The 18,368-nt window shown below is 48.9% G+C and carries 11 protein-coding genes and 1 pseudogene; 4 read left to right on the top strand and 8 right to left on the bottom strand.

Annotated features, from left to right (window positions below; translation table 11 throughout):
- Window positions 1-63: 63 nt before the first annotated feature.
- From afpA to NWE96_03925, 3 genes are all read right to left on the bottom strand, one after another.
- Window positions 64-648 carry an archaeoflavoprotein AfpA gene (afpA, locus tag NWE96_03935; protein ID MCW3983125.1) on the bottom strand — a complete coding sequence of 195 codons (585 nt, stop codon included), beginning with the start codon at window positions 646-648 and terminating at the stop codon, window positions 64-66.
- Window positions 649-660: 12 nt separating this feature from the next.
- Complete coding sequence (locus tag NWE96_03930) at window positions 661-1,248, bottom strand: flavodoxin family protein (GenBank protein MCW3983124.1); 588 nt, start codon at window positions 1,246-1,248, stop codon at window positions 661-663.
- A 186-nt stretch (window positions 1,249-1,434) separates the two neighbouring features.
- A complete protein-coding gene (locus NWE96_03925) occupies window positions 1,435-3,651 on the bottom strand; it encodes an elongation factor EF-2 (protein MCW3983123.1) in 2,217 nt (738 codons plus the stop codon).
- Window positions 3,652-4,269: 618 nt separating this feature from the next.
- On the opposite strand from NWE96_03925, the gene NWE96_03920 reads away from it, so the two are divergent.
- Window positions 4,270-7,065, top strand: a complete 2,796-nt coding sequence (locus NWE96_03920) for a cation-transporting P-type ATPase (GenBank protein ID MCW3983122.1) — start codon at window positions 4,270-4,272, stop codon at window positions 7,063-7,065.
- 36 nt (window positions 7,066-7,101) lie between these two features.
- Here NWE96_03920 and NWE96_03915 read toward each other — a convergent pair whose 3' ends face one another.
- Together NWE96_03915 and NWE96_03910 are read right to left on the bottom strand one after the other, a co-directional pair.
- Window positions 7,102-8,124, bottom strand: a complete 1,023-nt coding sequence (locus NWE96_03915) for a hypothetical protein (protein ID MCW3983121.1) — start codon at window positions 8,122-8,124, stop codon at window positions 7,102-7,104.
- A gap of 125 nt (window positions 8,125-8,249) precedes the next feature.
- Window positions 8,250-8,930, bottom strand: coding sequence for a hypothetical protein (locus NWE96_03910; protein ID MCW3983120.1), 681 nt, complete (start codon window positions 8,928-8,930; stop codon window positions 8,250-8,252).
- 351 nt (window positions 8,931-9,281) lie between these two features.
- On the opposite strand from NWE96_03910, the gene pyrB reads away from it, so the two are divergent.
- Window positions 9,282-10,202, top strand: a complete 921-nt coding sequence (gene pyrB / locus NWE96_03905) for an aspartate carbamoyltransferase (protein ID MCW3983119.1) — start codon at window positions 9,282-9,284, stop codon at window positions 10,200-10,202.
- Here pyrB and NWE96_03900 read toward each other — a convergent pair whose 3' ends face one another.
- The 3 genes and pseudogenes from NWE96_03900 to NWE96_03890 all read right to left on the bottom strand — a co-directional run bounded on the left by NWE96_03900 (window position 10,203) and on the right by NWE96_03890 (window position 16,014).
- A complete protein-coding gene (locus NWE96_03900) occupies window positions 10,203-12,416 on the bottom strand; it encodes an ArsR family transcriptional regulator (protein MCW3983118.1) in 2,214 nt (737 codons plus the stop codon).
- A gap of 117 nt (window positions 12,417-12,533) precedes the next feature.
- Window positions 12,534-14,479 (bottom strand): annotated as a pseudogene (locus NWE96_03895) (agmatine deiminase family protein).
- A 134-nt stretch (window positions 14,480-14,613) separates the two neighbouring features.
- A complete protein-coding gene (locus NWE96_03890) occupies window positions 14,614-16,014 on the bottom strand; it encodes a methyl-accepting chemotaxis protein (protein ID MCW3983117.1) in 1,401 nt (466 codons plus the stop codon).
- A 252-nt stretch (window positions 16,015-16,266) separates the two neighbouring features.
- On the opposite strand from NWE96_03890, the gene NWE96_03885 reads away from it, so the two are divergent.
- Together NWE96_03885 and NWE96_03880 are read left to right on the top strand one after the other, a co-directional pair.
- The gene (locus NWE96_03885; protein MCW3983116.1) at window positions 16,267-17,649 is read left to right on the top strand and encodes a C/D box methylation guide ribonucleoprotein complex aNOP56 subunit; all 1,383 of its coding nucleotides are present in this window, start codon (window positions 16,267-16,269) and stop codon (window positions 17,647-17,649) included.
- Window positions 17,633-18,331 (top strand): fibrillarin-like rRNA/tRNA 2'-O-methyltransferase, encoded by a 699-nt coding sequence (locus NWE96_03880; protein ID MCW3983115.1) that lies wholly within the window; start codon window positions 17,633-17,635, stop codon window positions 18,329-18,331. Before NWE96_03885 ends, NWE96_03880 begins: the two co-directional genes overlap by 17 nt.
- The last annotated feature ends 37 nt before the right edge of the window (window positions 18,332-18,368 follow it).

Raw genomic sequence — 18,368 nt, 5'->3', positions numbered from 1 at the left:
ACAACCTACAAAAAATTAAGCAAAAATGGGCATTGGATAAAAAAAAGTTTAGCTGAGAAGAAATCAGGTCTTGACTGTTTTAAGCCACTCCAAAAAGCCCTCACGCACCTTCGCAGGGTTCTCAAACACATGCACATCTTCAGTTTGCATCAACTTGCGAACCTGCTCGGCTTCCTCTTTTCTTACGCGGAGCTTCATGTCTTTGCCGTTAGGCAGCTTGGTGTAGATGATGCTTTCCTTGTAGTCAACAGGCATAATCCAAACGGGTACGAATGCTTTGAGCGCCATAAGCGCCGCGTTGGTGATGAGTGTGTCGCTTATGCTGTTAACGATTTTCGCCACTGTGTTTGATGAAGCGGGCATTATCAGAAGGAATTCGTATTTGCCGCTTTGTACCATCCCTGCCAAGAAAGGCGAGTTAGAGTTGGCTTCCACCCAAACTTTGGGGAAATTCTTTTTGACTTCTTCGTCGAGGCGATAAAACTTGAGCATGGTGTCAGCGTTTTTAGAGATGTAAACGTCGAATTCAACTTTGTCTTGACATTGACTTTTTAGGTCTTTCATATTTTCGATGATTTCAGCGATTTTGTCGCCTGCACCCGTTATGCCCCAAGCAACTTTTAATTTTTTAGGTTTAACTTCACTCATAAAATTCACCGATTACTTTTTACAGTACAATTCAATGTACTCCGCAAACCGCTTCACAGTCTTTTTAAGTCCCCGCGCGCCCTCTTCGTCAAGTTTTACGCCCTCTAAGGTGTCTTTGCTCCAAAAGTTTGCACCCAAATTTGCGCCGAAGGGTCCTCCACCGACAGGGATCATGCCGTTTATGAGGTAGAAAGTGTGGATTTGCCACTGGGCAAGTTCTTGGCCGCCTGTTCTGTCTCCGCCGACGGTTATGCCCATGCCGACTTTGCCTTTGAAGAAGTCTTTGTCTGCCGCGACCAGTGAGCGGGTGCGGTCCATGACGGTTTTAAGTTGGGCGCTGACGCCGCCGTTGTAGACTGGTGTGGCTAATATGATGCCTTTTGCTTTGGCGAATTGTTCGTAGAGGTCTTCGAGGTCGTCTTGGAAGGTGCAGACTTTGTTTTTTAGGCAGAAGTCGCAGTGGATGCAGTATTCCATCCATTTGCCGCGGACATTCCAAAACTTGGTTTCGTAACCTTTCTCTTTAAGCATCGTTAATGCCTGCTCAAGGACGTATTCGGTTGCTTCTTTTCTTGGGCTTCCAGAGACTCCGACAATCATAAAAAGACCACAAGAAACTAAGCATTTGTCTGCATTAAAGCCTTACCCCGAATAGAGTTCTCACACCATTTTTCAGTCTGGTGATCTTTTGGATATTTGCAGCAATCAATTATATGAAATGCTAAAAACAAGAATTGAATGTTCAAAAATAGAAATAAATGAAAAGTTGGGGGAGAAAAGTGGGTTTTACTCGTTCTCGAAGTATTCTTCTGGCTTTGGCGGAACTGGTGGTAAGCCTCTGCGTTCGCGAATCTTTTTGATGGTGTCCGCTTGCATCTGTGCTGGGACTGGTGCCCACCTGCTGAACTGTGTTGCCCAGAAAGCTCGGCCTTGTGTGCTGCTGCGGAGTTCGTCTGCGATACCGAAGGATTCAGATACGGGCATTTCTGCTTTGACTGTGATCATGTCTTCTTCGCTGGGCATGTCGATGATTTTGCCTCTGCGTTTGTTGAGCAACGTGATTACGCTGCTGACGAATTCGCTTGGAACTTTGCATTCGAAACTCATCATTGGCTCAAGCAAGATGGGGTCGCTGAGTAGGATTGCACAGTAGATGGGTCTCCAAGTCATGGGGATCGCTTGTGCAGGGCCTCTGTGGACTGGGTCTTCGTGCAAGGTGATATCTTCAAGGTTGATTTTGAGTCCGTAAGCGGGTTCTTTTGCGAGTGGAGAAGTGTGGACGGCTTCGCGGAAACCTGTCTTTATGTGGTCGATGATTTCATCCACGTATTGGCGTCCTTTGATGCGGTTGACAAGGATGTTGTTTTCTTCAACTGCCACTGCGCCCTTTGCGTCGTCAGCGTCCCAGCCGAGGTTACGTAGGATTTTTGTGCGTTCGTCTTTGCTTTGCATGTCGGTGATTTTTTCTGCTTTGATAGCTTCGATGACTTCGGGGCTGAGTTTTTCGATGGTTATCCAGAGTTTGTTGTGCTTGTTGGGGCTTTTACCCATGATTGCTGGACCGCGGTAGTCGTGGCTGATGGTTTCTCTGAAGATGACTATGGGTTTGCTTAGTTTGACTTTGAGGCCGCTTTCTTGCATACGGTAAGCAGTGATTTCAAGGTGTAACTCACCCATACCTGAGAGGAGGAATTCGCCTGACTCTTTGTTCATAACGAAGTGCAGGTTGGGGTCTTCGGTGGTGAGTTTATGCATGACTTTGTCAAACAATGGGAGGTCTTTGACGTCTTCGGGTTCCACGGCTACAGTGACGACTGGGTCAGAAACGTACTGTAAGCCTTCGAAGCTGTGGATTTCTACACCTGCTTCGCCGACAGTTTCGCCGACGTGCAGTGCAGGTAAACCTGAGATTGCGCCGATGTTGCCTGCGGGAACGCGGTCAACGAAGACACGGTCGGTGGCCATGGACATGAAGACCTGCTGGATGGTGCCTTTCTGGTTAGCGCTGACGAGTTGGACTTCTTTGCCTTTTGTGATGGCGCCGCTAAAGATTCTGCCGATGGCGACTGTGCCGCTGTGTGGGTCAACTTCAATGGTGGATATGCACATGAGTAGTGGTGCGTTGGGGTCAACTTTTGCCATGCCGACGCCGACTGCGCTCTTTGGGTCGCCTGGCCAAATCTGTGATTGACGGTAAGGTTGAGCTGTAACTGGGCTGGGCAGGTGTTCGCAGAACATGTCCAAGATTGGTTCTGGCAGGGGTGCTTTTTTGCTTAGTTCATCGACTTTTCTGCCGACGTCTGCTGGTTCACCGCTGTATGCGTCGATGATGTCTTGGAAGCTGACTTTCTTTAGTTTCATGTGGTTGAGGTTTAAGCCCCACTTGTGAAGTGCAGAACCGAAGGCGACGCGGCTGTCTTCGATTTTAACTTGCCAGTCCTGTTTATGTTCTGGCGGAGCATACTTTTCGATGAGGCTGTTTACGCGGAGAAGAATCTTTGCGAATTTCTTCTGAATCTCCGCGGGGGTCAACTTGATTTCTTTGATTAATCGGTCAACTTTGTTGATGAACAGAAGAGGTTTGACGCGTTCACGCAGAGCCTGCATGAGCACGGTTTCAGTCTGAGTCATAGGGCCTTCAACCGCGTCGACTACGACGAGGGCTCCGTCGACTGCTCTTAGGCTTCTGGTAACTGCGCCTGAGAAGTCGATGTGTCCGGGTGTGTCGATGAGGTTGATGAGGTAATCTTGGTTGTTGAATGTGTGGACTAAGCTGACGTTTGAAGCGAAAACGGTCATTTGACGTTTCTGCTCAAGGTCCCAGCTGTCTAAGAAGAGTTTTTGTCCTGCGGTTTGGGTGCTGATGATGCCTGCGTGGGCTAGTAAGCTGTCTGAGAGGGTGGTTTTGCCGTGGTCTACGTGTGCGATGATGCTGGTGTTGCGGATGATGTTTGGGTTATTCATCAGTTTGACAATTTCTTCTGTTTGTCTATATCGCGCCATAACTATGCTTTCTCCAATTTGATTGAAATTTTACTTTGAAATGCTTGTTTTTTGATTATTTGAAGCATTATTTACTCTACCATGAAATTCGGTGAGACTACAGGGAAATTGAGTTTGTCGCCTATTAACTTTATGGCATTATTCTATGAAACAATTGGGCAAAAAAGAACCGCAAAAAGTCGATTTAACGCTAACCGCGCCATTTCTAGAGCCCTCTGCCTGCGAGGAAGCGGTTGATTGTACTTCGCAATATGGTTAAGTCGAGTTTGCAAAAAGGAATAAATCCACTCTGACTTTTATGCAGAAGCGAAATAGGGAGTTCAAGGAGAGGAAAACTCAAGTTGAATACTCAAACAAACAGAGGCTATACATGTTTAACAGCGTGCTTGCCGCGTCCAAAAGCAGCCTCATCCCCGATTGGTTTAAATCAGACATCACCCAATAACCAAAAACTAAACTCACAAAAAAAGAACCAACAACGCTGAGGATACAAATGTTTCTTAACACTGAGTCAGCGCTTCAAACAAGAGGTTTAACTGGAATGTTTATCAGCAGTCATGCTCATCTATCACTGGACACCGTTTGGGCAAGCTGCTTTTAGGGTTTGGCGATAAAAGTTTGGAAAAAGCTGCCTCTCAGCCTATCGAAAAAGTTTTCGAAGAATTACAAACCACAGCGAATGGTTTAACAAGCGAGGAAGTTAAACTTAGACTCAAAAAATACGGGTACAACAAACTCACCGAACGAAGACAACTCCCCTTCATCCACAAATTCATCAAGAACCTAAAAGACCTCTTTGGCATACTGCTCCTTGTAGCAGCCATTCTTTCTTACATAAGCGGCAGCCCCGAACTCGCAGTCATCATCTTAGGCGTAGTCTTCGTTAACATATTTGTCAGCATCTTCCAAGAGTCCCGCGCTGAAAAAGCCATGGAGACTCTCAAAAGCTGGATGCCTGAATACGCCAAAGTCATGCGTGACGGCGAACTTAAAAAAATCTCAGTCAGAGAAATCGTTCCCGGAGACGTCATCTTGCTCGAAGAGGGCGACCGAGTCCCAGCTGATGCCCGTCTGATTGAAACTTTCGATTTATGGACCAACAACGTTCCCCTAACAGGTGAATCCGAACCCCAACCGCGTCAAGCGGAAACTGTAAAAACCGTGGAAAAAGCATACCTCTACTCGCCCAACCTTGTTTTTATGAGCACCAGCGTCGCAAAAGGGCAAGGCAAAGCCGTCGTTTACGCCACCGGCATGGGCACACAGTTCGGCAGAATCGCCAGCTTAACGCAGACCATCCAAGAAGAAGACAGTCCGCTGCAGAAAGAAATCGGGTTAATGGCAAAGTACGATTTCTTCATCGCCTTAGCTGTGGGCGCCGTGTTCTTTTTGGCAAGTTTTCTGTTCCTCAAGGTTCCTCTGGGCACCAGTATTTTCTTCATGATCGGCGTCATGGTGTGCTGTGTCCCTGAAGGGTTACAGGTTACTGTTTCCAGCGCGTTAGCCATCAACGTGCTTAAGATGGTTAAGCAAAACGTGCTGGTTAAACGCCTCTCTGCCGTGCAGACATTGGGCAGCGTCACCGTCATCTGCACCGATAAAACAGGCACAATCACCAAGGGCGAAATGACCGTCAACAAGCTTTGGGTTAAAGACCGCGTCATCGAAGTCTCAGGCTTAGGCTACATGCCAGTAGGCGACTTCACCATAGACGGCGAACCGCTTAAGCTTGGAGAAACTAAATCGCTGGATAAACTGCTTGAAATCGCCGCGCTCTGCAACGGCGCCAAAGTTGACCCGCCATCGGATCGGAACCGCAACTGGAGCGTCATAGGCGACCCCACAGACGGCGCATTGCTCGTTGCCGCACTCAAGTATGGTCAAGTTATCGATGAAATCGTAAATGAGAAACCCACTATCGACATTTTGCCGTTTAGCTTCGAGCGCAAACGCATGAGCACCGTACACGAATACAAAGACGAAGTCTGGGTTTACACCAAAGGCGCCCCCCGAAGCATCCTTGACCTCTGCAACCGCATGTACGTAGAAGGCAAAGAGGAAGCCTTAACCAAAGAAACAGAAGACTGGATAGAGGCAAGAATCCACGAGTTCGCAAACGAAGGCTTACGCGTCATAGCCATGGCTTACAGGCACATGCCCAAAGCCGAGTACAAAAAAGGCGACGACCTCGAAAAAGAGTTGGTGTTTGTCGGTTTAGCTGCGATGCGTGACCCGCCAAGAACTGAAGTCAAAGACGCCGTGCTTAAAGCTCAGCAGGCAGGCATAAAAACAGTCATAATCACAGGCGACTATGGACCCACTGCGCAAGTCATCGCGCAAGAAGTAGGCATAGTTGAGAAGCAATGCTGTCAAGTTATCCGAGGTGTTGACCTCGACGAACTCGGAGACCAAGCTATAGTTGATGAAGTGAAAAAGGGCAACGTGATTTTTGCCCGTGTAGCGCCAGAGCAGAAGCTACGCATCGTCAAAGTGCTAAAACAGAGCGGCGAAGTGGTTGCTGTTACAGGTGACGGAGCCAACGATGCGCCTTCACTTAAAGAGGCAAACATAGGCGTCGCCATGGGCGCTTCAGGCACAGACGTGGCGCGAGAAGCAGCAGACATCGTTTTGCTCAACGACAGCTTCGCCTCAATCGTGAAAGCCGTCGAGTCAGGCCGCGCAATCTATGAGAACATCCGCAAATTCATAGTCTACGTCTTCGCCCACAACTGGGCGGAACTTATTCCCTTCGTCCTCTACGCCGCATTGGGTTTCCCCCTCCCACTTCTTGTAGTGCATGTGTTAGCTATCGACTTAGCCATCGACGTCATCCCAAGCTTGGCGCTGAGCCGTGAACCACCCGAACCAGGCATCATGGAGGAGCCGCCCCGCAGCATCAAAGAACGTCTGTTCACACGCAAAGTCCTATTCCGCTCTGTGTTCATCGGCGTCATAATCGCCGCTGGCGCAATGATTGGTTGCTTAAGTGCTTGGGCAGAAGGGGGATGGTATATTGGAATGCCTGTACCCAGTGACTGGGTGTGGGGAAAAGAAGGCGTTATTCCCAATCAATATTACCTCAAAGGAATCACCATGACCTTCGCAGGCATAGTCGTTGCCCAAGCAGGAAACGTGTTGGCAAGCCGAACCAGCAAACAATCCATGTTCAAAGCCAACATAGCCCACAACAAATGGATAATCTGGGGGATAACCGCGCAACTCTCAATTTTAGCTGTCATAATCTACGTTCCATTGTTGCAGCAGGTATTCGGTACCACTGCATTGGGCTTAACCGACTGGCTCTATCTGCTTACATTACCTATCGTGGTGATTGTTGCTGAGGAAATTCGCAAGTTCATCAACCGCAAATTCAGCAAAACCACCCAAGACCTAAGCAAACACGACCACACATAAAAAACCTAAATCGCAAAAAGCGACTTAGGCAGGGGATTATGGTTCTGGTCCAACGTACTTGGTTGCTGCAACTGCGCCTCCGCAGTACCACTTCACGGGTTGATTTGCGGTTATGCCGCCGCCGATGGAGACGTGGTCTATGCCTGGGTTGGCGTTGTTTGTTAAGCCTGTAGCGTTTAGGTTTTCGGCGTTGTTTAAGTAGAAGTGGACTTCTCCGTTTCCGCTGCCTTGGATGCCTTGCAACTCTACAAGGTACCATGTGCCCGCGGAAACTGTTTCGGTGGAAGTCAGGTTGTAGAGGACTCCGCCATCGCTGTACGATAGTTGCCAATGCCAGACTCCACTTTGTCGAACGACGCTGAGGCTGCAGATCTGGTTTTCTGGTTTAAAGTCGGTTTCAATCGCAGAGTTGTATATGCCGCCTGCACCTATGTTATCGCCATCTGCTGTGGGCAAGTTACCGAAGAACACGTACCAACGCCAATAGATAGAAGTGTAGTTTCTGTCCAGCCACTTGAAGAGGTAACCCCAATGCTGCGACGTAGCCGTGTTGGTGGAGCATCTAAGCATAGAATTTTCGACGCTTAACTCGACGCCGCTTGTATCAGTGTATGTCCATGCACTGAAGTCGCCTGACTGGAACTTGTCGCTAAAAACCATCGCGGCAGGGTCTGGAGTGGGCATTGGGCTTGGCGTCGGAATCGGAGTTGGAGAGGGAGTCGGTGCTGGCGACGGTGTAGGAGTGGGGGTGGTTGGCGGATTGGTTGGTGTCGGTGTAGGTGATGGTGCAGAGGTAGCAGTCGGATTGGGAGTTTGTGATGGCGTTGGAGAAGGCGTGACCAGCGGCGTAAAGGCGGGTGTGGGCGTCGGAGCAACTATAACGGGTTTTGGTGTGGGCTGAGCCGTCGAATAAGGCGAGGATGAGGGCGAAGGAGAAGTAGTAGGAGTAGACTCAGAGTTATGCACTGTCAGTACGCCTAAATTGGAAATAACCGCGGCAACTCCGACTGTGGTCATCAAGAGAACCGCAAAAACAAGAAACAGAAACGTTTTCTTCACTATTTCACTTTCCTCAAAAATAGACGCTAATGGTTAGCGAACCTTCGCTTTCTAGTTGGAATCGCTTGCTTATTACGATATGTGACTGTAGAAAGCCACCAGCAAACCCCAAAGTCCTCAAACAGTCAGGTGTCTTTTGGGGTTAAGCGGAAACTGCCGTCCTTAGGATAAAACACTATGCCCGTGCAAACCTGTACTTCGGGGAACTCCTTGTAGCGCCCACGGTACTCTGCGATTTTGCACTCGATTTGCTGTTTGAGATCTGCCCACTCTTCTTCAGAGCCACATGTTAACTTCAATTCCGCGAGTAGCTCCTCCTTAGAGTGTGTACCGATCATTTTTCGGCGAAGCGCTCCACCAGCCATCTTACGGTAACTGTAGCCATCATAGAGGAAGGGGTCACCTGTGAAACCCATGCCTCTAAGTGCCTCTGCAACGACGCTGGGAAGTATGTTCCAATCTTGGTAAGAGAGGAACTCGTAGGGTTCTGGTACATCGCCTTTTCGTTTGGGTTTTGGGGTCTTCCACACCCAAGGTGCATGGTCGGGAAACTCGGAAGCAGCCGCCTCTTCGGGTTCAGGCTCAACGGAAGACTTGATCATTCCTTGCTGCGGCTCATAAACGTCACCTGTTCGGAGAAGAAAACGCAACGCTCCCTGGTCAGGAACCTTAGCAGCTTCAACCATACCTAACCCGGTTGTCCGCTGTTCCTTTTGAATCCATTTGAGGGTTTCTTTTCCCCGATCTTGGATGGATTTTTCTACCATAGCCGCAGTTCGCCCAGTACCATGAAGAACTATGGACAAATAGATTCCAATGTGAGATAAATGGGTATTTCTGTTCCAGGCTATCTTTTGCGTCTATTGTTATCAAAATTTCGCTCACAGAAGCGGTCGCTACTGAAAGCTGTTGCATGTTGAAACCGATTGCGCCTTTATATAAGGGAGGGGAGGTCCGCTTGGAGACGTCGCGTGATTGCATTAGTTATGGCAGGCTAAGTGACCAATGTGGTTCTCTCTGCGTGTTAGACGACGTAACGTAATGAAAATCACCGAACATATGCTGCATTTCCTAACAACTCCCAAACTACAACGGTGGATGTGGACACAAAGTGTTATTTAGCACTTTGAGGCTTTCTTGTCTTTGGTGCCAAAGACTTGGAGTTCAAAGGGCGAGACATAGTTTCAATCGAAGACTTCACCCAAACAGAAATCAACCATATCCTCGACGTCGCCAAATCCATGGAGCCACTGGCCAAAGGCGGCTCAGAACTCCTCAAAGGCAAAATCCTAGCCACACTCTTCTTTGAACCCAGCACCCGCACAAGGCTCAGCTTCGAGAGCGCCATGCTTAAACTCGGCGGCAACGTCATCGGTTTCGCTGAACCAGACGTCTCCTCTGCACGTAAGGGCGAAAACCTTGCTGATACGGTGCGGACGGTTGAAAACTACGCCGACGTAATCGCTTTGAGGCACAGTTTGGAGGGTTCGGCGAAGTTGGCGGCGGAGTTCAGCAAAGTTCCAATCATCAATGCAGGAACAGGTGCAGAAGAACACCCCACGCAGGCGCTAATTGACCTCTACACGATGCGCAAAGAGAGAAGCAAAATCGACGGGTTAAAAGTGGCGTTGGTCGGCGACTTGCGTTATGGGCGAACGGTGCATTCGTTGGCGTATGCGTTGGCGCTCTACAACGTGGAACTCTACCTTGTCTCGCCTGAAACGTTGCGTATGCGCAAGGATGTTTTGTCAACTATCAAAAGCAAAATCCCCGTAACTGAAAACGCAAACCTCGAAAAAATCATGCCTCAAATAGATGTCCTCTACGTTACCCGCATCCAAAAAGAACGGTTCCCCGACGCCGCAGAATACGCCAAAGTGAAAGGCGCATACCGCATCGACTTAAAAGCCATAGAGAAAGCCAAAAAAGACCTCATCATCCTCCACCCGCTGCCTCGTGTGGACGAAATCGCCCCCGAAGTCGACAACACCCCGCAGGCGCGGTACTTCCAGCAAGTCTGGAACGGCATCGTGGTGCGGATGGCGTTGCTCTCGCTTGTTTTGGGTGCAGTTGAATAGTTAGGTTGAAGCGAATCGGTTAAAAACGGTTAGGGTGCTCATTGAGCCGCAGGTGGGGCATTTGTGGAGTGCGCCGTAGTGGTTTTTCTTGCAGTTGCTGCAGTAGCATACGGTGCGGTTGTAGGTGAAGAATTCGCTGGCGGCGTTCTCGATTATGCGTTTGGTTAAATCGAGTAGGGCTTCTGGGCTGAATTCGGCTCCTTCTAATTCGAAGATGTCTAGGCTTCCGCCTGCAGTTAAGCCCCGCAGTAGCTGCGCCATGTCGGTGGTGCCCTGAGGTGCAAGCAGCGGCTGAGCGGGTTTTATGCCGATACGCTTAACGGTGGAATAGTAGGGTTTATCGCGTGTTCCCGAAAACTTTACTTTCGCCACACCGTAACGTTCGATGTCAAGCTGCGCGAGGCGTTCGGCGGCTTCACGGTTTCCCAGCATCACAATGTGGAGGCGTTTACCGTATTTTCTGCCCACTTTCTGCTTGAACGCCAAGATGCAGGCGATGACTTCTTCGACGAACTTGCGTCCATCCTCGGACATGACGCTTTTTCCAGTGAAAGCTTCCGCTGCTTCACGGAACCCAGCCAAATCAATTATACGCGAACAGTTTTCCAGTCTGAAGTAGGTGTCGCCGTTGCCTTTCTGTAGCAGGAAGGGCATGTTGTTTTTGCCGAATTGCTTTAGCGCGTTGGATTTGATTGTGAGAGCGCGGGCGGATAATTCTAGGCGTTCTTTGAGGAGGTCGAGGAATTTGTTTTTGTCCTTCTCGCATTCCATGGCGATGCGGGGCAGGTTGATGGTGACTGAACCGAGGCATCCGGTGCGCAGGGTGTCAGTTTCCCAGTCGCCTGTCAAGTCGGAGGCGAATTTTATGCCCGACGAAGAGTAAGCTGCGTTTTCTCCGTCTTTTCTTGTGAGGTTAGCAAAGTAAACTACGCCGCCCTGTGCAGCGAGTTGATGCGCCTTTAGCAGAACCGTTTTCGCTGCTTCATCGACTAAGGCTGCATCGTTGATTTTTATGACCAGTTTGGGGTTTAAGAGTGGTTTGTGGACGCTTTCTTCGAGAAATATTTCGAGGATAAGCGAAGCCAAAAGCAAGCATTCTTGGGCGTAGTCACCGTATTTGCCTGTTTTGCCGTTTGGACCTGTGGCTTCTTTTTCTGCAGTGGGCTTGGGAATACACAACTCCAACCCCAACGTGGCTTCCACATGCTGGTTGAGGTTAAAGAGGAAAATTCTGAGGCTTCCTTTTAGTTTTTCTTTGTCCGCCGCGCGTGTGTAGGGGGCGAGAGCGATGTTGAAGTAGTTGAACGTCTGTGAACTGTTGGTTTCTTTACTGGCGTGAAGCATCACGTTAAACGCAGTGGATAAGGCGGTTTTGAAGTCTCTGGGCGGCTCTAGTGAAATCATTTTGGGGTTTTCAAGTTTTATGCCGTTTTGGAGGAAATAGCGGATGTCGTGGATTATGTCGTTGGGTTTTAGTACCCAAGTTCCTAAGCCGTCGATGTGGATTGCCCCTGAGAGATGCGCGTCTGCGATGTCGCGGGGAAAAACGTTTAGCAACGTGTATTCGCCTATGACGGTTTGACCTGCTATGCGGATTGCAGAATCTCCGTCTGCCGCTATCTCTTTTGACTCGATAAGCGCTGTGACTTCGTGGATGGGCATGCCGACACGGGTTAGTTTGTGGCGGTAGTCTTCGTAGCCTTTTTCCACTAGTATACCGTTGACGACTTCACGGATAAGCGGAGCAGTTAGGTACTTTATTTTTGACTTAATCAGACGTTTTTCTGCTTCTTTGGCAGCTTTCTGCGCAAGTTCCGCAGGCACCTTGGCTTCTTTGATGAGAGAATTGGCGATTTTGTTAGCGTCAAACTCTTCCACCGTAAAATGCGACGTACGCACCATCATACCGCGAGGTTTAACCGCTTTTTTCTCCACGCGATCGGCGACGTCAAGCACCATCTTGCCGAGGTCGGTGAGGTAATACTTTTTTGCTTCCACATCTGCCTCAACCAACCCCGCTTTTAACATAAACTTGAGGTGGTAGGCAAATCTTCCTGCGTCTCGGCTGGGATTCATCTTCAACTCATTCATAAGCTCCGTGTAGGAAAGGGCGCTTTTGTCAAAAAGCAGGTTGAGGATTTGTAGTCTGAGGGGTGACGAGACAGCTTTTAGCACTTTTACGCCGCGACTGCGAATTGGTTGCTGATTTACCATGCCCTTTACCCCTCTGTGCTCCTAAATTTTTGTGGAAGTACCTATTATTCCACTGGAGAGTTTAAACTTAACTAAAAAACAGAGGCATAAGAAACTGCTCTACATGTAAACGCCTGTTTAGGTGGGGCAGGGCTGCTGCTGGCTGATGCAGTGCAGGGTGCCAAAGCCATAGACCAAGTCCTTGCAGCATATACCGACAACTTTGCGAGTTGGAAAAAGCTTTTGCAGAATCGCGAGCGCTTTTTGGTCGTTTGGGTGATCAAAGACGGGTACCAGTACTTTGGTGTTGCCTATGTAAAAGTTGGTGTAGCTTGCGGGGAGACGGTATCCTTCGTCGCTTTCCACTTTAGGCATGGGCAGCTTGATGATTGTTAAGGGGTTGCCGTCTTGGTCAACGGATTTCGTTAGCAATTCATAGTTTTCTTTTAAAGCTTCATAATCTGGGTCGTTGGGGTCATCTTCGTAGGCGCAGACGATAGTGGTCGGGTTAACAAAGCGTGCTAAATCGTCGATGTGGCCATCCGTGTCGTCACCCAAGATGCCGCGTTTGAGCCAGATGAAGTGGCTAACCCCCAAGTATTCTGAGAGGTACTGTTCGATTTTTTGTTTGTTTAGGTGCGGGTTGCGGTTGCTGTTTAGCAGGCACTGCTCAGTAGTGAGTAAGGTGCCTTCGCCGTTGACGTCGATGGAGCCGCCTTCCAAGACGATGCCTGGCTTGAAGCATCTAAGCCCCATGTCTTTGTTTATGACGTCGGGGATTTCTTTATCTTTGAGCAACGTCTCGTATTTTTCGCCCCAACTGTTGAAGTCCCAGTGAATCATCGCCAACTCATGACGCCGGTTTTTGACGAAGATTGGGCCGTAGTCACGGAACCATACGTCTGCATAGTCAGAAACGTAAATGTGAACCCTGCTTAGGTCTATGCCAGCCGCCTTAAACATGGCTGTAGCTTTCTTTTTGGTGGGCTCATCAATCACGAAGAGGTTAACTTCTTCGCTTTCATGAATTTCTTTGACAATCTGCACATAGGTCTGCTCTACTCGCTCGACGCGGTCGGGGAAAGTGGTTGGGTCATAGGGCCAAGCAAGCCAAATCGCCGTATGCGGTTGCCACTCTGCAGGCATAGTAAAGCCCAGTTCGCGACAGGAACTATTGCTGCTCATGGCTTGTCGTCTCCAACTTGTTTTTCCACAAGGGGCTTGTAGGTGTCGGGGCGTCGGTTGCGCAGAAAACCCCAACCTTCCTGAATTTTTTGATTCTTGCTGAGGTCAACTTGGGCAATTACAATCTCTTCTTTGTCGCTGGCTTCCACGAGGACTTTGCCAAAGGAATCACAGACAAAGCTGCCGCCCCAAAACTCAAGTTCATCCTCTTCGCCGACACGGTTAACCGCCGCCACGTGAACGCCGTTAGCTATGGCATGTGCCCGCTGCACAGTTCGCCAAGCGTCATGCCAGTCGCCATCAGCCGAAGTGTAGCCTTTAACGTATCCGATGGCGGTGGGATAAAAGATGATTTCAGCACCCTTTAAGCAGCAGATGCGCGCAGCTTCAGGGAACCATTGGTCGTAGCAGATAAGCGCGGAGATGCAGCCGTAACGTGTTTTGAACACTTGATAGGGGGTGTTGCCTTCTGCGAAGTAGGTTTTTTCGTAGAAGTAGGGGTCGTAGGGTATGTGGTTTTTGCGGTAGGTGCCCAAGAGTTCGCCGTCTGCGTCGATTACGGCGGCAGTGTTGTAGAATTTGCCGTCTGTAGCGTTCTCAAACAGCGGCGCAACAATGACTACCGAGTATTTTTTCGCTAATTTTGTTAGTGCATCGGTGGATGGGCCGGGGATGGTTTCAGCAAGGGCTGCAGCATCCACTTTTTCCTGCTGCGGAAAGTACCGTGTGCGGTAGAGTTCTTGAAGACAGATGATTTGTGCACCTTTTTCTGTAGCTTCTATGATTTTCCGCTGGGTTTTCTGCATGTTCTCCGCTATATTTTCAGAGACGGAGGTTTGGATAAGCCCAACTGATACTTTAGTGTTCGACGCGGTTTTTTTGCTGATTTTTTGAACCATCCTTGTCGAATATCTCATCGGCTGACGTATTAACTTTTTGAGTGGAGCTTAGCGACATAAGCGGAAGTTAACGTAAATAGAAAATAAGAAAAAATTATGTAACAAAAAGGAAGTTGAGTGGCTCACAGTGCAGCTTAATTGGTTGCTGTGAGTTGCTGAATTAGTGTTTCCGCTTCTTTTTTGGTTCGCTCTGCCTCTTTAGCGGCTTCAGTGGCTGCAACTTGCACGTTTTTAGCGATTTCCTTTAGTTGTTCTGACGCCGCTGCTTGTTCCTCGATTGCAGAGCTGGTTTCTTCAGAAGCGGAAGAGCTCTCCTCAGCGATGCTTGAAACTTCCTCGATGGCTTTGACGACTTCTCCAATTTCTTTCAGACCCTGCTCCATGTTCTCTGCGAGTTTACGGATTTCGGTGTTGGTTTGCTGCATGATTTGTGCGATGCCTTCAGTTTCCCTTATTGCACTTTGAATAACGTTAGAGCTTTCTTCTGCACCCTTTCTGGAAGTTACGGTGATACGGTTTGTTTCTGTGCCAGAATCCTTTATACCCTTAACTAACGTGATTGCTCCGCCCGCGGCTTCTTTGGACTGCCCAGCTAAGCCTTTAACTGCGTCTGCGACGACAGCGAATCCTCGGCCAGCTTCACCAGCACGGGCTGCTTCGATGGCAGCGTTGAGTGCAAGCATGTTGGTTTGGCCTGCGATGTCTGCTACGGAGTTTGCGAGTTCTCCGACTTTGTCAACGGCGTTTACCATGTTATTGACGGCTTCAGCTACTCTGATGATGTCGCTTTGGATGCTGTTTATGGCAAATATGCCTTTTTGTCCTTTATCGTTTGCCTCCAAGGCTTTACGTGTCGCCTCGTCAGCTATCAGGGTGGTTTCTTTAACACTTGCGCCTGCCTCATCCATGATTTTTTTGAGGTTTTCCGTTCGTTTAGCTGTTACCTGAGAAAGTTCAGCGAGTTTCTGAGAACCAGTTGAAACCTGCTGGGCTGCGGTGATGACTTGCTGCATTCCTATGCTCATTTGAGCGGCTACTTCTGCGGTTTTTTTACCCATTTCAGTCATCATGAGGCATTGGGCGTTAACTTTGTCAGCTATTGCCGCCACATTTTTAGAAGACGCGATGGCCTTAGAAATGATATTGTTAATTTGTGTTACGTCTGTAACGATTTCAACCGCGCCTACAACGTTCTTGTTTTCGTCGTAGAGTGGTCGCGCTACGTACTGGATAGGCACTTCCAAGTTTCCAGGGTGAGCTGTCGTCTGAGAGGTTGATACTTCACGGTTTTTCATTGCCCGTACACAGGCACATTTGTCTGTGTGGCAGTCGCCAGTTTTGAATAAGTCGTAGCATTTTTTTCCTACTGCCGATAGGACAGTTTCACCAACTAGTTTTGCACCGAATTTGTTCATGAAAGTGACTGTGCGATTCTGGTCTATAGCAACTACGGGGGAGGGGATGCTGTCTAGGTATTTTGCGTAGAGTCCACTTTTTTGTCCTGTTCTTTTAGTTCCTGATTTTCTTTTGTTAATTTCTCGATTTTTTGTTCAAGCTGAGCTATCTTTTCCTGTTCAATTGTTGAATTCAAGTGAGCCTAACTCTCCATAGTGGTGGAAGTTGATATTCATCGGTAGACGAGTTTATAATAGCTTATGAATTCAAAATCCATCTAAAAACTATAGTCAAAAACAATAAAATCACGGTATCTGATTGGAGAAACAAACAATTTATTTATTAACCCAGACTGCGGTCAATACATAACATAGTTTATAGGGGCATAGAAAATGAAAGTATACATCATCCAGTTTCCCTTCGGCGTAGCAGCCTTCAACGAGAACAACCAGCTAGTAGAGAAGGCTCTGTTCCCCAAAAAAGCCATGCAAGCAGCCAAAAGCTTACTGCGCACCGAGCAGGGGAAACTTTCAGACCAAATCACATCACTCATCACCTTACTCAAAAACGGCGGCTACGAAACCTTTGTTTTTGCCAACGCAAACTTGGCACAGGAAGCCCAACGCAGACTCAAAGTAACAAGTGAAGTCGCTAAACCCGCAGAATCCGCTGCGTTAAACGCGCGCATGAGCGAAATTGCGTTAGAATCAGGTTTCGCCGCAAGCCTAGTTGAACTTGACAGCTGGAACCGCAACGTCAGCATGGAACTCTCAAAACTGCGCATCAAAGGCGCCACAGGAAAACGCGATCTCATCGTGTCGCAAGGAATCCAAACACTTGACAGCCTTGACCAAACAGTTAACCTATTTATGGGCAGACTCCGCGAATGGTACGGCGTTTACTTCCCTGAACTTGACCGTCTCATAGAGAAACATGAAACCTACGCACGTCTCGTCATGAACATAGGCGACCGAGAAAACTTTACCGTAGAAACTCTTGAAGCAGAAAACATCCCCAAAGAACGCACAGAATTGGTTGCAAAAGCTGCCGAGGCATCCATGGGCGCAGACATTGCAGAATCAGATTTAGCGCAAGTACAAGCTTTAGCCAAAGATGTTTTAGCGTTCTACAACCTGCGAAAAAGCATGGAAGACTACGTTGACCGCACCATGGAGGAAGTGGCGCCAAACGTCCGCGCGGTCGCAGGCGCACTACTTGGTGCCCGCATGATTTCTATGGCAGGCGGCTTACAGAACCTAGCTATGCGACCCGCCAGCACAATCCAAGTTTTAGGCGCAGAAAAAGCCCTATTCCGCTCACTTAAAACAGGCGCAAGGCCACCTAAACATGGCTTAATCTTCCAACACACCCTGCTCCACGACGCAAAACGTTGGCAACGAGGAAAAATCGCACGTGTAATCGCAGGCAAACTCGCCATAGCCGCACGCGCTGACGCGTTTGGAGAAAAACACTACATCGGCGACCAACTCAAAGAAGAAATAAACAAACGCATCGAAGAAATCCGTGAGAAATACAAAGAACCCCCGCCGCAAAAAGAAGCAAAACCTAAACCACAACGTGACGGCTTCAGTTACAGAGAAGGCGGAGAACGCCGATTCGAAGGCAGCGGAGGCGAGCAACGTACGCAACGGCGTGAACCTTTCCGAGAGGGCGACAGACGACCTTTCCAGCAGAAACCACGCCGCGAAGGCCCACCTAGAGGCGGTAAACGCAGACGCAAACAGTGGAGAGACAAGCGTGGGCGTCAGAGTTAAACCAAACGACAAATTCAAAGAAGTCTACCAGATACTGCTTGAAGACGGCTCGAAGCGGCTGGGCACAAAAAACCTTACCCCCGGCTTAGCTGTCTACGGCGAACGTCTCGTAAAATTTCGGGGCGTCGAGTACCGTGTTTGGGATGCTTTTCGCAGCAAACTCGCAGGCGCCATCATAAAAGGTCTCCAGAATGTGCCTATCGAGCCAGGTTCAAAAGTTTTGTATTTGGGTGCAGCTTCAGGAACCACCCCCAGTCACGTTTCCGACATCGTCGGCGAGTCAGGGCACGTTTACTGTGTGGAATTTGCCCAGCGTTCGCTACGAGATTTAGTTAACAATGTGGCAGCATACCGCCCAAACATAACGCCGATGCTGGAAGACGCACGGATGCCCGAACGCTACGCCATGTTCATCTCAGGAAAAGTGGATACTATCTACTGTGACGTTGCGCAGCCTGAGCAAGCCAAGCTTCTCGCCGACAACGCAGATGTTTTCCTCAAACCAGACGGTTGGGTGATGCTTGCATGCAAATCACAGAGCATAGACGTGACGATGGCGCCTGACGCGGTTTACCAGCAGGAAGCGCGGGTACTGCGCAAGAGAGGCTACGACGTTAAGGAGATTGTGCCGCTTGACCCCTATGATAAGGCTCATGCGATGATTGTGGCTCAAAAAACCTAAACCTCAAAAATACCCATTAATTTTCTTTGAATCTTGC

It is taken from the genome of Candidatus Bathyarchaeota archaeon, from assembly GCA_026014685.1.
Lineage (GTDB): Archaea > Thermoproteota > Bathyarchaeia > Bathyarchaeales > Bathycorpusculaceae > Bathycorpusculum.
The sequence above is the reverse complement of the archived record's forward strand: the minus strand, read 5'-3'. Positions and strand labels throughout refer to the sequence as shown.

Bases quoted from the DNA above. Each gene is read 5' to 3' on its own strand.
- NWE96_03900 (MCW3983118.1), bottom strand. From the start codon at position 12,416: ATGGTAAATCAGCAACCAATTCGCAGTCGCGGCGTAAAAGTGCTAAAA.
- NWE96_03885 (MCW3983116.1), top strand. From the start codon at position 16,267: ATGAAAGTATACATCATCCAGTTTCCCTTCGGCGTAGCAGCCTTCAAC.
- afpA (MCW3983125.1), bottom strand. From the start codon at position 648: ATGAGTGAAGTTAAACCTAAAAAATTAAAAGTTGCTTGGGGCATAACG.
- NWE96_03930 (MCW3983124.1), bottom strand. From the start codon at position 1,248: ATGATTGTCGGAGTCTCTGGAAGCCCAAGAAAAGAAGCAACCGAATAC.
- NWE96_03925 (MCW3983123.1), bottom strand. From the start codon at position 3,651: ATGGCGCGATATAGACAAACAGAAGAAATTGTCAAACTGATGAATAAC.